Consider the following 14,460-nt stretch of genomic DNA (forward strand, 5'->3'; position numbering starts at 1 on the left):
CTTTTATAGTTATATCACATAACCATGCCACCGTCTACATTGATGACCTGGCCAGTGATATAGGATGCATTGTCAGATACCAGGAACGCGACAGCGTTTGCCACATCTTCCGGCGTACCCATGCGGTTCAAAGGAATCCCCGTCAGCGTCATTTCCTTAGCCTTGTCCGTCATGGCTGCCGTCATATCCGTGTCAATAAAACCTGGTGCTACCATGTTCACCGTAATGCCACGAGCCGCCAGTTCCTTGGCTGCGGATTTGGAGAACCCAATTACGCCAGCCTTGGCAGCTGCGTAGTTGGTCTGGCCTGCGTTGCCCATGAGGCCAACGACAGAAGCCATATTGATGATGCGGCCGCTGCGCTTCTTCATCATGAGCTTGGACACGAGTTTCGTGCAGTAGAACACGCCCTTGAGGTTCGTATTGATAACTGCGTCGAAATCCTCATCCTTCATGCGCATCATGAGGCCGTCACGCGTGATACCGGCGTTGTTGACCAGAATATCAATCTGACCGAACTTTTCTACCACGGTGTTTACCATAGTTTCCACAGCAGCAGAATCGGCAACATCAGCCTGCACGAGAATAGCTTCGCCGCCATTCTTCTCAATCTCAGCCTTGACTTCTTCCGCCTTGGCCGTGTTGCCTGCATAGTTAATGGCAACCTTGGCGCCTTCAGCGGCCAGTTTCAAAGCAATGGCCCGGCCAATGCCACGGGAAGCACCCGTAACGAGGGCAACTTTTCCGTCTAAAAGCATATTAGCGAACCTCCTTGAAATAGTCAAGAGTTTTTTGCAGGGATTCGATATTTTCCACGTTCATGCTGGTAAGGCTCTTGTCGATACGGCGGTTGAAGCCGCAGAGCGTCTTGCCCGGGCCGGCTTCTACGAAGGTATCCGCGCCGAATTCCTGCATGGTCTTCACGCAGTCAATCCACTTAACCGGATGGTCTGCCTGTGCCACGAGATTAGCTTTGATGTCAGCCGCGCTTTCTTCGAGTTTGCCCGTGTAGTTGGAAACTACGGGAATCTTAGCATCGCGGATGTCCACCTTGTCGAGTTCAGCCGCAAGTTTTACAGCTGCCGGTTTCATCAGCGTGGAATGGAACGGAGCAGATACCGGCAGGATAACGGCCTTCTTGGCACCGGCAGCCTTCAAGGTTTCCACCGCTGCTTCTACGCCAGCCGTCGTACCGGCAATAACCGTCTGACCGGGGCAGTTGAAGTTAACCGCCTGCACTTCGCCGGCAGTTTTCGTTGCCTTCTCACAAGCCTCTACGATAACCTCATCGCTAAGGCCGATAATAGCTGCCATGCCGCCCTGACCGACAGGTACAGCTTCCTGCATAAACTGGCCGCGCTTATGCACGAGCAGGACTGCATCCTGGAAGTTCATGACATCAGCAGCAACGAGAGCGGAATATTCGCCCAGACTGTGACCGCCGACAACATCCGGCTGAATGCCGTGTTCTTTCAGAATTTCATTGGCAATTACACTCATGGTCAGAATTGCAGGCTGCGTGTTTGCCGTCAGCTTCAAATCCTCTGCGGGACCTTCAAAGCACATATCCTTAATGGAATACCCCAGTGCTTCGTCTGCTTCCTTAAAGAGTTTCTTTGCTACTTCATACTGCTCACAGAAATCCTTGCCCATGCCTACGGCCTGAGCACCCTGACCTGGGAATACAAATGCTAACTTATTCAAGACTATAACCCCCAATTATTTGCAATTACCCTGAATAGCATTTATAACATTGGGAAGTCCTCCCACAATGTCTTCAATAATCTGTTTTACCGGCTTAATATCATTGAGCATGCCGGAAATTTCGCCAATCATGACGGAACCGTTTTCCACATCACCTTTGTGCGTAGCGAGGTGCAACGTGCCTGCGCCCAGCTTTTCCAGTTCTTCTGCGGATGCTCCGGCAGCTTCCATTTCCTCATACTTACGGGAAAGCTTGTTGGCGATAATACGTGCCGGATGACCAAGGCTTCTGCCCGTAACCACCGTAGAACGGTCTTTGGCCTTGAGCACGAGTTTTTTGTAGTTCTCATGCGCAATGCACTCCTCACTGAGTACAAAGCGGGAACCCATCTGTACAGCCTGTGCGCCCAGCGCAAAAGCTGCCGTCATTCCGCGGGAATCACCGATACCGCCGGCACCGATTACCGGCACATCAACAGCATCTACCACCTGCGGCAGCAAAGCCATCGTCGTGATTTCACCGATATGACCGCCGGATTCCGTACCTTCAGCGATAACGGCATCCGCACCGGCACGAACCAAACGCTTAGCCAGAGCAACGGAAGCTACTACCGGAATAACCTTGGTACCAATTTCCTTAAGTGCCGGCATGTATTCGCCAGGGTTACCAGCACCAGTCGTGATGACCGGAACTTTTTCATCGATAACAACCTGCATGACTTCCTTGACGAAGGGACTCATGAGCATGATATTTACACCGAACGGCTTATCCGTCCAGCCCTTGCACTTCTGAATTTCTGCCCGCAGAACATCTGGTGGCATATGGCCGGCACCAATAATGCCGAGACCGCCGGCATTGGATACTGCCGAAGCCAGTTCAGCCGTACCAATCCAAGCCATGCCGCCTTGGAAAATCGGGTACTTTATGTTCAGTAACTTACAGATTGCATTGTTTTCAAACATTAAATACGTCCTCCTTAGCCTCTCTCAACGCTGGATTCCTCGTCCGGCCACGATTAAGACTCTTTTGTTAACATTTCTTCTTGTTCCAGGGTTTCCTTGATATGCTCCAGCACCTTGCCGTTTACATAATCATTGGCTACTCCGATAGCACTGCAAATGGACTTGGCATTTGACGAACCATGACTGATGATACAGACACCGTTGACACCTAAAAGCGGTGCACCGCCGTATTCGGAAGCATCCAGTCGCTTGCCCAGCTTCTTGAGCGTCGGCATCAGGAGCAGCGCTCCAAGCTTTGCCAGAATGCCGCCGTCTTTGATGGCCTCCTTAATCAGCTTCATGATGGTCTTGGCTAAGCCCTCTGCAAATTTTAACACAACATTGCCGACAAATCCATCACAAATTACAACATCAAAGTTGCCTTTGGGAATATCACGGCCTTCTGCGTTGCCGCAGAAGTTTATGCTATGCAGTTCCTTCAACAGAGGATAGGTCTCGCGGGCCTGTTCGTTGCCCTTGGTTTCTTCCTCACCGATATTCAAAAGTCCCACGCGGGGATTTTTTATGCCGAATACATATTCCGCATAAATGGAGCCCATCATGCCGCTCTGTACCAGATGAATGGGCTTGGAGTCCACATTGGCACCAGAGTCGAGCATCAGCGTTACGCCCTTGGGCGTCGGAATCGGCGTCGCAATGGTCGGACGGCCAATGCCCTTGATGCGTTTCAAGATGAGCTGGGCTGCTGTAACGGCTGCCCCTGTGCTGCCAGCGGAAAGCACCGCATCACACTGCCCGTCTTTTACGAGCTTCGTTGCCACAACCACGGAAGAATCTTTCTTCGTCCGCACTGCATCAGCAGGATGTTCATCCATCTCAATAACCTGACTGGTATGGTGAATCGTAATGCCGAGCTTTTCCCAGCCCGTTTCCCGCTTCAATACCTCGCGGATTTTTTCCTCATCACCAACCAGTACGATTTCACAACCGTATTTTTTCGCTGCCCGTACGGCACCAAAAACGATTTGTTCCGGGGCAAAGTCCCCGCCCATTGCATCAACTGCAATTTTCACGAATCTATTTCCCCCTTACTTTTCTCCCCACGAAACCACGATGAATTTCGCTCGGAAAACTTCTTGGGTCTCATTATGGGTCTTGACCCATATAAAATATTTATTGCCGCGTACCTTGACGATTTCCGCCTTGGCAATCAGCTTTTCGCCCACATGAACAGGTACCTTGTACTTCACATTGGCCACACCTGTAACCGCCATTGGCGCATCCACAATAGCCATGGCCAATGAATCTGCCTGGGAGAACATGAAGTGTCCCTTGGCAATCTGGGTCTTGCCAAAGACCATGTCCTCCGTGATTTTCAACAGGGAAATGCCCGAATGACCAAGTTCCAGGTCGATAAGCTCCCCCACCACTTCATTGCTCTGGATAGCCTTTACCTTGTTCTGCGCATTTTCCGCCATTTTCCTGATACGTCCGCGTAATTCAGGAATTCCCAGTTCCAGACGGTCGAGGCGGATGGTCTGAACGCTGACGTCCAGCTGCTTGGCCAGTTCCTCATCGGTGAGGAAGGGCTTGTTCTTGACCTTCTCAATCAGCTGTTCCTGACGGATTTTCTTCTTCACTCTTGCCATTCGTACACCTCCTTCCGAAATTAGTACCTGCTATTACAATCTCATAACATTGCCTATTATACGTTGTACATACTAAAAATGCAAGGGGCAAATGTCATTTATTTCCAGAAGTCCTTATCCGACAAAAGAAATAAGCAGGACTATGCCGTCCTGCTTATATATTTTTGCTTATTCAGCTGCAGCAACAACCTCTTTGCCGTCATAGTAGCCGCATTCAGGGCATACATGATGGGGCATCTTCGGTTCGTGGCACTGGGGGCAAGCAACGTAGCCCGGAGCCTCCAGCTTCCAATTAGCACGGCGCTGGTCGCGGCGAGCCTTGGACATTTTTCTCTTTGGAACTGCCATTTCGGATACACCTCCTTGAAACTAGCTTTATGCTTAGTCTTTCTTCAATAATTGCTGTAATGCTGCCATGCGCGGGTCTGGCACAAAGCGGTCACAACCGCAATCGCCTTCATTTAAGTTATGCCCGCACTTCGGGCAAAGCCCCTTGCAATCGGGCTTGCATATATTACTGAGGGACTGGGCCGCCAGCAGGGTATCCCGTACCATATCCTCAATGTCCAGCAAATCCCCGCTAAAGACATTTACCGAATCGTCCTCGCCTTCATCACGGGTGAAGTCCTCGGAAAATTCATGTACCTGTTCTTCGCGGCAGTCTGTAAGGCATCGATTGCAAACGAAAGTCTTGACCACTTCAATCTTGCCGCTGACGCGCCAACGCATGCCTGTATAAACTACAGTCCCTGTGACCTTTATGGGGTCTTCGAACTTGTAATCATCACTTAGGGCATCCAATTCAGCTGCTGTCACCGCAAAAGAAAAGGGCAGCTCCCTGCCTAAATCAGTTTGTAATTCAGCAATATTAATATTCATCATTTCAGCATCAACCTCGAACTATTTTAACAGTTGCTACCCCGTTTGTCAACGCATTTTACTTGACGTCTACCGTATGCTCTGCATCAATCTGCTTAACCTTTTCTACGCGGCGCACATATTTTTCAGCCGTCAGCGGGTCCGTATGCATCCAGGTCTTTACCGTTTCCATGGCAATAGCGCCACCGATAATCTTGCCGCCAAGGCAAAGTACGTTGGAATCATTATGCTGACGAGCCAGAGCTGCACAGAACGGGTCCTGACAGACCACAGCAAAGATGCCGCGCAGTTTGTTGGCAATCATGGCACTGCCATAGCCTACGCCGTCCACAAAAATACCGCGCTCACATTCGCCCTTGGCCACAGCCGTTGCTGCCGGCAGGACAAAATCCGACAGGTCGCAGGATTCTTCATCATAAGTACCAAAATCCTTGACCTCATGGCCTTCGCTTTCCAGATACTTCTTGATTTCCTCTTTAAGCCGCGTGCCGGCATGGTCATTGGCCATTGCAATTTTCATTAGAAAAACCTCCCGTTACAATCCATTAACGATACTATGATTGTAGCGAGAGGGAAATTGTTTGTCAATATTTTCAAAGGTTAAGTTCGTGGCACAAGGCGGCGAGCGGGGGAGGCAATTACTTTCGTCTGCTTATACAAGCTTGTCTAACGCTGCCGAAAGCAACCGCCTCCCCCGCCCGCCTCAGTTCCACCACAGACTCGAACTTCCGATACAACTGAACATTAATATCACACATAAGCCGTGGAGGCTTAGCATATGTATGTAATGTACGCAATAAGCCCGGTGGCTGATGATGCTTTCCGTCGCGTTAGGCAAGCCTGCCTAAGCAGAGGAAAGTATTATCAGCCACCGGGCGTCTTAGAGCAGCGATGTTAGCCAAAACCTAAAGCTGTGGTAATTTATGCCTCTGCCCCAGCCACATTGCTGTCATATTTCTTTTCTTCCTGATCCATCACGATGGTCACTGCACCATCACCCGTGATATTCAGGCAGGTACGGAACATATCGAGCACGCGGTCAATACCAGCTACCAGTGCCAGCCCTTCAAGCGGCAGTCCTGCTGTCTGCAGCACCATGGCCAGCATGATAAGACCAGCGCCCGGAACACCTGCGGTACCGATGGAAGCCAATGTACCCGTCAGGATAATCATGAGCATCTGGCCCATGGTCAAATCAATGCCGAACACATTCGCGATAAAGAGCGAACATACGCCCATGTAAAGAGCCGTACCATCCATATTAATCGTAGCGCCCAAAGGCAGTACGAAGGAGGATACTTCACGAGATACCCCCAGTTTTTCCTGACAGTTCTTCATGTTAACCGGCAGAGCTGCCGCACTGGAACAGGTCGTGAAGGCAATCATCATGGCTTCACTCATGCCCCGGAAGAACTCCAACGGCGTGTGACCGCCCCAAATACGGGCCAGCGAGGAATAAACCACTACAGCATGAATCACGCAGCCAATGGCTACACAACCGATAACAGACATCAGCGGCAGGAGAACTGCCGGGCCATTTTTCGCTACTACCGGCAACAGCAAAGCAAATACACCAATCGGCGCAAACTGCATCACGATGCCGATAATCTTGTAGGAAACTTCGGCGGCAGCATCAAAGAACTTCATAAGAAGCTGTGCCCGTTCGCCGCCCACATGGACAATGCCAATGCCTACAAACAAGGAGAAGACGATAACCGGCAAAATCTGAGCTTTCGCCATGGCATCAATGGGGTTCGCCGGAATCATTGCCACCAACACCTGCATAAGGCTGGGAGCTTCCTTCACTTTCACTGCAGCATCACTGGTGAGTGAAAGTCCTGTCCCCGGGCTGACAATACCAGCTATACCGAAACCAATCAAAATAGCCACTGCCGTCGTTACCAGATACAATACTACGGTCTTGGCACCAATGCGGCCCAATTTCTTAGTATCCCCCAGACTGGTCATACCAACCACCAGCGAGAAGAACACCACCGGCACAATCATCATCTTAATCAGATTGATGAACATGGTACCAATCGGAGCAATCCACCAGTTGATAAACGGCAGAGCCGGTTCGCCTGCAATCAGGCCAACCACTACGGAGAGAACCAGAGCGATAAAAATTTTGATGGAAAGATTCATACTATCACTCCCTTTACAATAAAACCTTAATAAATGCGCTTCCATCTGTCTTTATTATACGGAATATTGTAACAATAGTCTAGCATTTACAGTTATGTGTACATGTATACTTGTTCACAACAATCTTTTCCAATAAAAAAAACTGACATGTCAATTCGGAATTGACATGTCAGGAGTGTATTTCTTTCTATTTACAGAGTTGCCAGTATTTCTTTTACTTTATCGAGATATTCTTCGCGGCTGACGGTGAACATTTCGCCCGTCTTGCGCACCTTGATTTCAATCTGATTTTCTTCCACAGCCTTGGGGCCGACGACTACGCGCAGAGGATAGCCGATGAGGTCGCAGTCTTTGAACTTGACACCGGCACGTTCCTTGCGGTCATCGAGCAGGGTATCGAAGCCTGCGGCCTTGCATTCCTTATAGATTTCTTCGGAATAAGCCAGCTGGTCGTCCTTCTTGGCGTTGACGGCTACGACAACGACTTCGAACGGCGCAATGGCACGCGGCCAGATGATGCCGTTTTCATCGTTGTTCTGCTCGATGGCAGCAGCCATCGTACGGCCTACACCGATACCATAGCAACCCATGTAGAGCGGCTGCTGCTTACCCTGCTCATCGAGGAACATGGCGCCCATAGCCTGACTGTATTTCGTGCCCAGCGTGAACACCTGACCAGCTTCAATGCCGCGGGTCATCTTCATGGGAGCACCGCAGTGCGGGCAGGCGTCGCCTTCCTTGACCATGCGCAGGTCGGTGACGATAATCCCTTCGGCGTTGAAGTCGCGCGTCGGGTTGACGTTCTTGTAGTGCGCATCCACTTCATTGGCACCGGCTACGGCATTGTGCATATTCATCACCGTCGGGTCAACGAGCACAATTACGTCTTCGCTAGGCTGAATGCCAATCGCACTCATAAAGCCCGGGCAGCCGCCAGCATTCTTGATAGCTTCATCTTCGGCCATGGTGAGTTCCAGCGCACCTTCTACCTGATTGATGACCTTGACTTCATTCACATCATGGTCGCCACGGACAAAGGCCAACACAAGCTTGCCGTTATCGGACCGGTAAGCAACAGCCTTGATGGTCTTTTCGATGGGCACGTTCAAGAACTCTACGAGGCTTTCAATCGTATTGGTACCCGGCGTAGCCACCTTTTCCAGCGGCAATTCTTCTTCTGCCGGAGCCTCGATGGGGCTGAGTGCAGCTTTTTCATCGCTGGCCGCGTAGTCACACTTCGTGCAGTATGCAATGTTGGATTCACCGGCTTCAGCCAGCACCGTGAACTCGTGGGAGTGGCCGCCACCGATAGCACCGTTATCGGCCTCTACCGGACGGAATTCGAGGCCCATGCGGGTGTAAATGTTCGTATAGGCATCGTACATCTTCTGATAGGACACGTTCATGCCCTCAATATCCTTATCGAAGGAATACAAATCCTTCATGATGAATTCGCGGCTACGCATGAGGCCGAAGCGCGGACGGCGCTCATCACGGAACTTATCCTGAATCTGATAGAGCATCAACGGCAGCTGCTTGTAGGAGCTGACTTCATCGCGCACCAAATCCGTAATCATTTCCTCATGCGTCGGGCCAAGGCAGAAGTTACGGCCATGACGGTCTTTAATGCGCATCATTTCATCGCCATAAGCTGCCCAACGGCCGCTTTCTTCCCAAAGCTCGGACGGCTGCAGAATCGGCATGCCGATTTCCTGGCCGCCAGCGGCATCCATTTCCTCGCGAATGATTTCTTCAATCTTACGGATGACGCGCCAACCCAAAGGCAGGTAGGTATACATACCACCGGCCACCTTACGGATCATACCGGCACGGTACATAAGCTGATGGCTGGCAATCTCGGCTTCTGCCGGCGTATTGCGCAGCGTAGGTGCATATAAATTACTTGCTCGCATTGTTCTTTCGTTCCTCCAATATGGCATCTATTTCTTTGAAGAGTTCTTCTACTAATTTATCTTCCGGCACTTTGCGGATGATTTCACCCTTGCGGAAAATCAGGCCTTCACCATTACCGCCGGCAATACCTACATCCGCACCGCGGGCTTCGCCCGGGCCATTGACCACGCAGCCCATAACCGCTACATCAATGGGGTCTTGAATCCCTTCGAGTTTCTTTTCGACCTGGGCAGCAATGGCCGGCAGGTCGATACTCGTGCGGCCGCAGGTTGGACAAGCAACGAGAGTCGGCCCGTATTCTTTAAGCCCCAAAGACTTTAAGATTTCATTAGCTACTTTTACTTCCACCACCGGGTCGCCGGTCAGCGAAATGCGGAAGGTATCGCCAATGCCTTCTGAAAGCAAAGCGCCAATGCCCACAGCGGACTTGATGATGCCTGTGTTCACCGTGCCTGCTTCGGTAATGCCCAAGTGCAGGGGATAATCCACCGTTTTGCTCATCAGACGGTAAGCCGCCAGCGTCAAGGGCACATCATGGGCCTTGAGGGAAATCTTGAGGTCATGGAAATCCAAATCCTCCAAAATCTTCACATGCTGCATGGCCGATTCCACCAAAGCCTCCGGCGTAACTTCACCGTATTTAGCGAGAATCTTTTTATCCAGCGAACCCGCATTTACGCCGATACGGATGGGAATATGGGCTTCTTTTGCGGCCTTGACCACAGCCCGCACCTTTTCTTCCCCGCCGATATTACCGGGATTCAGGCGCAGGGCGGAAATGCCCTGCTTGATGGCTTCCAGAGCCAGCTTGTAGTCAAAATGAATATCGGCCACCAGAGGAATGTTGATTTCCTTGATGATATTGCCGAGATTCTGAGCAGCTTCCATATCCGGCACTGCCACCCGCACGATATCGCAGCCCGCATTCTGCAGAGCTTTTATCTGCGCAACCGTGGCTTTCGTATCCGTGGTCTTGGTATTGCACATGGACTGCACGGAAATCGGCGCGCCGCCGCCAATGGCGACATTGCCGATATGAATCTGCCGGGTAATCTTGCGTTCAAACATTTATCTTAGCCTCCTGTAAAGACGCGTACTATGTCGTTTTTGGTGGCCAAAACCATGAGCAGGATGAGCAGCACAATGCCCACCTTCTGGGTGTATTCCAAAGCCTTGGGGCTCATGGGTTTGCCCCGCACGGCCTCGACACACAGCGTCACAAAGTGGCCGCCGTCAAGCGCCGGAATCGGGAACAGATTCACGATACCAAGGTTCAGGCTCAGGAACGCCGCAAAGTTCAAAAGCGGCACAAAGCCCATCTGGGCCACTTCTCCTGCCATCTGCGCCACGCCAATGGGTCCAGCCAGTTCCGAGCCAGAGAGCTTCAGAATAATCTGGGCCAGAGCTTCCAGCATCATAGCCACAATCATGGCCGTTTTCTGCAGAGCCAGTCCCATGGAATCAATGATTCCCGGATGCTGGGTATCCACCGAACTCATAACCCCCACCATGGCCTTCTTCGCCTGCGTATCATACACCGGCGTCATGGTGGTTTCAAAGGTTTCTTCCCCACGCTGTGCAGTCACCTTGATGGGAGTACCTTCATTATCCTTGATATTATCCACGAACTCGGTCCAGGAGCCAATGGCCTTGCCATCGAGGCTGATAATCCGGTCACCAGCCTGCAGCCCCGCCTGCGCAGCGGCCTTATCGGCCAATACCGTGCCCAGAACCGGCTCAGGATTAGGCGTGCTGACCCCCACGAAGAAAAATATCCCGAAGAAAATCACAATGGGCAGGATGAAGTTCATCACGGAACCTGCCAGGATAACAATCATGCGGGAAAGCACAGGCTTTTCGCAATAGCCGCGGCTCCCTGCTTCATTGTTGCTGGGGTCCATGCCCGCAATATCATTAAAGCCCCCCAGAGGGATAGCCCGCAGGCTGTATACCGTTTCTCCTCTGGTGAAGCTAATCAGCTTCGGTCCAAAGCCAATGGCAAATTCATCCACCCGCATTCCCGTAAGTTTTGCGGTGATGAAATGCCCCAACTCATGTACCAGCACCAGCAAGCCAAAAACAAAGATAGCTGCTGCAATGGTTAATACCATAGTGTCACCGTCCTTTATTTCTTCCGCAGGACTTCAGTAGCAAACTCCCGCGCCCAACGGTCTTCCTCAAAGAGTTCCTCCAAAGTGGGTTCCATAATACATTCCCGCTTCAGCATCGTCTCTTCGATAATATCGTAAATATCCAGGAACTTGATTTCGTCTTTCAAAAATGCTCCAACCGCAATCTCGTTGGCAGCATTGAAGATGCATGGCATACTGCCGCCCATGGCGCCGGCTTCATAGGCAAATTTGAGGCCCTTGAAGGTGTCCGTATCAGGCTTACTGAAGGTCAAATCCTTCATCTGCCAGAAGTCCAAGCGGTCAAAGCTCGACTGTACCCGGTCCGGATAAGTCAAAGCATACTGAATGGGCAGCTTCATATCCGTGGAACCAAGCTGGGCAATCACCGCACCGTCACGGAACTGCACCATGGAATGCACAATACTCTGCGGATGCACGACGACCTGAATCTGGTCATAGCTTACATCATAGAGCCACTTTGCTTCGATAACTTCGAGCCCCTTGTTCACGAGGCTGGCCGAATCCACAGTGATTTTCTGTCCCATATTCCAGGTGGGATGCGCCAGCACCTGCGCCTTCGTAGCATCCAGCAAATCCTCCCGCTTCTTGCCACGGAAGGGACCGCCGGAGCAGGTCAGCAGAAGCTTTTCGATGGAGTCCATCTTCTCGCCCTGCAGACATTGGAAGAACGCACAATGTTCGCTGTCCACCGGCAGAATCTTTACGCCCTGCTCGCGGGCTCTGCGGGTGACAATTTCCCCGGCTACGACCAAAGTTTCCTTATTGGCCAGTGCGATATTTTTCTTCGCATCGAGCGCCTTCATGGTCGGTTCCAGGCCTGCAAAACCCATCATAGACGTAACCACCGTGTCCACGCCATCAAAGGCTGCGGCATCAATGAACGCCTGACGGCCGCCAGCCAGCTTCGTCTTACCGCTGTAACGGCTCTTTAACCGGTTATAGGCATCAACATCAGCCAATACCGCCAGTTCCGGCTCAAACTCGCGAATCTGCTGTTCAAAGAGTTCATCGCTGGAATTGGCCGCGAGTACGCTGATATGGAAAAGCTCCGGGTTACGGCGCACCACATCCAAAGTCTGGGTGCCAATAGAGCCCGTGGAGCCCAATACTGCAATGTTTTTCATCATCCAATCTCCTTACTTATTTGCCCATTAGATTTACAAACTGGACAAAATAGTAAACCAGCGGTGCCGTAAAGAGCACGCTGTCAAATCTGTCCCAGACACCGCCATGGCCGGGAATGATATTGCCGGAATCCTTGATGCCCACGTAACGCTTGGCCACGGATTCCACCAAATCCCCCAAAGTGGCCAGGATAGCAATCAAAAGGCCTAATACCGCCATCTCTTCCAAAGGCAAATTCAGGAAATAACCCAAACCGGCCACTACAGCCGTGGTTCCCACCAAAGAACCCATAAAGCCCTCAATGGTCTTGTTCGGACTGATGGACGGGCAGAGCTTATGACGGCCAATGGCCGTGCCCGTAAAGTAAGCAAAAGTATCACTGGCCCACGTGCCGATAAACATAATCCACACAAAGGCATTGCCAAAGGTGAACGTGCCGATTTCCGTGGTGAAAACCGTCTCCGGCATAAGGTTGCGCAAAAGCAGCAGGCAGGCAAACGGGAAACCGATATAGATAAGCCCCGCCCCAGATGCCAGCGCATCCAAGATACTGGTGCCGCCGCGCAGCAGCACACTTTCAAGCAGCATCACCATGATGATAAGCGGGCAGGCAAGCGCCAGAAATTCCGGTCTTTGCCAGGCCGCATACCACATGAGTCCCAGGGCGATAAAGCCCGTAAACAGGGCAATGCCCATGCCCCGCTCCGCAAAAGCCCGGGCATATTCAAACCAGGCCAAAAACATCAGCAGCAACGTAAATCCGGCAAAGACCTCTCCGCCCGTCTGAATCACAAAGGCAGCAGCGGCAATGCCCACTATTCCAGTTATTATTCTCAGTAACAAAAAGCAACGCTCCTATTATTTCTTGTCCTCATTCAGACCGCCAAAGCGGCGGTCACGGCTGGCAAAATCCCGCAGAGCATCCACAAAGCACTCCGGGGAAAACTCCGGCCAGTTCACATCGGTAAAATAGAACTCAGCATAAGCGGCCTGCCATAAAAGGAAATTGGACAGACGCATATCGCCACTGGTGCGGATAACCAAATCCACCGGCAGATTGCCATAGGTATCCAGATTCTCCTCCACCAACGCTTCATTAATATCTGCCGGAGCCAGTTCACCAGCCTGTACCCGGGCAGCAATTTTCTGCATTGCCCGCACCAGTTCATCCTGCCCGCCATAGTTGGCCGCAATATTGAACTTCACGCCGGTGTTATTTTTCGTCAGTTCCACTGCCTCACGCATCTGCTTCTGCAGGGAGTCCGACAGACCATCCAGACGGCCAATGAAGTGAATCTGCACATTGTTTTCGTGCATCTCCTGCAATTCCTTGTTCAGATACTCCGAGAACAGGTTCATCAGGAAGTCCACTTCCACTTCCGGACGCTTCCAGTTTTCCGTGGAAAAAGCATACACCGTGAGTGCATCCAGTTCCAGACCACTGGCTGTCTTGAGGATGTTCTTGAGCGTCTTGACGCCAGCCTTGTGGCCCGCCGTACGCATGAGCCCCTGGCCTTTCGCCCAACGGCCATTGCCGTCCATAATCACCGCCACATGTTTGGGGAGCTTCTCCCAATCCAAACCTGCAAACAGCGGTGAATCATGCTTGGGAATCGCAAAATCATCACGTCCAGCCAGTGTGGTAACCGCTTTTCCCAATATTTTCTTCAACATATATAATCCCTCACTAGGAAGTAATGACATAATGCAAAACAAGCCCCTCTGCCTAAAGCACCAGAGGGGCTTGCAAAGTCGCGTCAGGGAGCCTCGATAGCAGATACCGGGCAGCCAGCAGCGCAAGCGCCGCACTCTACGCACTTATCCGGGTCGATTTCATAGTGTTCTGCACCCTCGCTGATTGCCTCTACCGGGCAAGTAGCAGCGCAGGAACCGCAAGAAATGCAATCCTCACCAATTTTGTAAGCCAT

Annotated in this window: 16 protein-coding genes; all 16 read right to left on the minus strand. The window is 51.5% G+C overall.

Annotated features, from left to right (window positions below):
* Window positions 1-14 precede the first annotated feature (14 nt).
* The 16 genes from fabG to T320_RS12450 all read right to left on the minus strand — a co-directional run bounded on the left by fabG (window position 15) and on the right by T320_RS12450 (window position 14,460).
* Window positions 15-758, minus strand: a complete 744-nt coding sequence (gene fabG, locus T320_RS12375) for a 3-oxoacyl-[acyl-carrier-protein] reductase (protein ID WP_037356288.1) — start codon at window positions 756-758, stop codon at window positions 15-17.
* Between the two features lies 1 nt (window position 759).
* On the minus strand, window positions 760-1,704 hold the full coding sequence (fabD, locus tag T320_RS12380; RefSeq protein ID WP_037356290.1) for an ACP S-malonyltransferase: 945 nt from the start codon (window positions 1,702-1,704) through the stop codon (window positions 760-762).
* A gap of 15 nt (window positions 1,705-1,719) precedes the next feature.
* Window positions 1,720-2,667, minus strand: coding sequence for an enoyl-[acyl-carrier-protein] reductase FabK (fabK, locus tag T320_RS12385; protein ID WP_037356293.1), 948 nt, complete (start codon window positions 2,665-2,667; stop codon window positions 1,720-1,722).
* Window positions 2,668-2,720: 53 nt separating this feature from the next.
* On the minus strand, window positions 2,721-3,740 hold the full coding sequence (plsX, locus tag T320_RS12390) for a phosphate acyltransferase PlsX (protein ID WP_037356295.1): 1,020 nt from the start codon (window positions 3,738-3,740) through the stop codon (window positions 2,721-2,723).
* 15 nt (window positions 3,741-3,755) lie between these two features.
* Window positions 3,756-4,316, minus strand: a complete 561-nt coding sequence (fapR, locus tag T320_RS12395; protein ID WP_026761287.1) for a transcription factor FapR — start codon at window positions 4,314-4,316, stop codon at window positions 3,756-3,758.
* Between the two features lie 168 nt (window positions 4,317-4,484).
* Window positions 4,485-4,664 (minus strand): 50S ribosomal protein L32, encoded by a 180-nt coding sequence (rpmF, locus tag T320_RS12400; protein WP_026761288.1) that lies wholly within the window; start codon window positions 4,662-4,664, stop codon window positions 4,485-4,487.
* A gap of 33 nt (window positions 4,665-4,697) precedes the next feature.
* The gene (locus T320_RS12405) at window positions 4,698-5,198 is read right to left on the minus strand and encodes a YceD family protein (RefSeq protein ID WP_026761289.1); all 501 of its coding nucleotides are present in this window, start codon (window positions 5,196-5,198) and stop codon (window positions 4,698-4,700) included.
* 55 nt (window positions 5,199-5,253) lie between these two features.
* Complete coding sequence (locus T320_RS12410; RefSeq protein WP_037356298.1) at window positions 5,254-5,715, minus strand: RpiB/LacA/LacB family sugar-phosphate isomerase; 462 nt, start codon at window positions 5,713-5,715, stop codon at window positions 5,254-5,256.
* A gap of 401 nt (window positions 5,716-6,116) precedes the next feature.
* Window positions 6,117-7,340 (minus strand): dicarboxylate/amino acid:cation symporter, encoded by a 1,224-nt coding sequence (locus tag T320_RS12415; protein ID WP_037356301.1) that lies wholly within the window; start codon window positions 7,338-7,340, stop codon window positions 6,117-6,119.
* Between the two features lie 191 nt (window positions 7,341-7,531).
* Window positions 7,532-9,253: a proline--tRNA ligase gene (locus tag T320_RS12420; protein ID WP_037356304.1), complete on the minus strand. Its 1,722-nt coding sequence runs from the start codon at window positions 9,251-9,253 to the stop codon at window positions 7,532-7,534.
* On the minus strand, window positions 9,240-10,322 hold the full coding sequence (ispG, locus tag T320_RS12425; RefSeq protein ID WP_037356307.1) for a flavodoxin-dependent (E)-4-hydroxy-3-methylbut-2-enyl-diphosphate synthase: 1,083 nt from the start codon (window positions 10,320-10,322) through the stop codon (window positions 9,240-9,242). The genes T320_RS12420 and ispG overlap by 14 nt, the downstream gene beginning before the upstream one ends.
* Window positions 10,323-10,327: 5 nt before the next feature.
* Complete coding sequence (gene rseP / locus T320_RS12430) at window positions 10,328-11,365, minus strand: RIP metalloprotease RseP (RefSeq protein ID WP_037356310.1); 1,038 nt, start codon at window positions 11,363-11,365, stop codon at window positions 10,328-10,330.
* 14 nt (window positions 11,366-11,379) lie between these two features.
* The gene (locus T320_RS12435) at window positions 11,380-12,531 is read right to left on the minus strand and encodes a 1-deoxy-D-xylulose-5-phosphate reductoisomerase (protein ID WP_037356313.1); all 1,152 of its coding nucleotides are present in this window, start codon (window positions 12,529-12,531) and stop codon (window positions 11,380-11,382) included.
* Between the two features lie 16 nt (window positions 12,532-12,547).
* The gene (locus T320_RS12440) at window positions 12,548-13,375 is read right to left on the minus strand and encodes a phosphatidate cytidylyltransferase (protein ID WP_037356316.1); all 828 of its coding nucleotides are present in this window, start codon (window positions 13,373-13,375) and stop codon (window positions 12,548-12,550) included.
* Window positions 13,376-13,390: 15 nt separating this feature from the next.
* Window positions 13,391-14,206, minus strand: a complete 816-nt coding sequence (locus T320_RS12445; RefSeq protein WP_072024016.1) for an isoprenyl transferase — start codon at window positions 14,204-14,206, stop codon at window positions 13,391-13,393.
* 83 nt (window positions 14,207-14,289) lie between these two features.
* Complete coding sequence (locus T320_RS12450; RefSeq protein WP_037356319.1) at window positions 14,290-14,460, minus strand: DUF362 domain-containing protein; 171 nt, start codon at window positions 14,458-14,460, stop codon at window positions 14,290-14,292.

Origin of the sequence: Selenomonas sp. FC4001 (genome assembly GCF_000701565.1) — a bacterium.
GTDB lineage: Bacteria > Bacillota > Negativicutes > Selenomonadales > Selenomonadaceae > Selenomonas_A > Selenomonas_A ruminantium_B.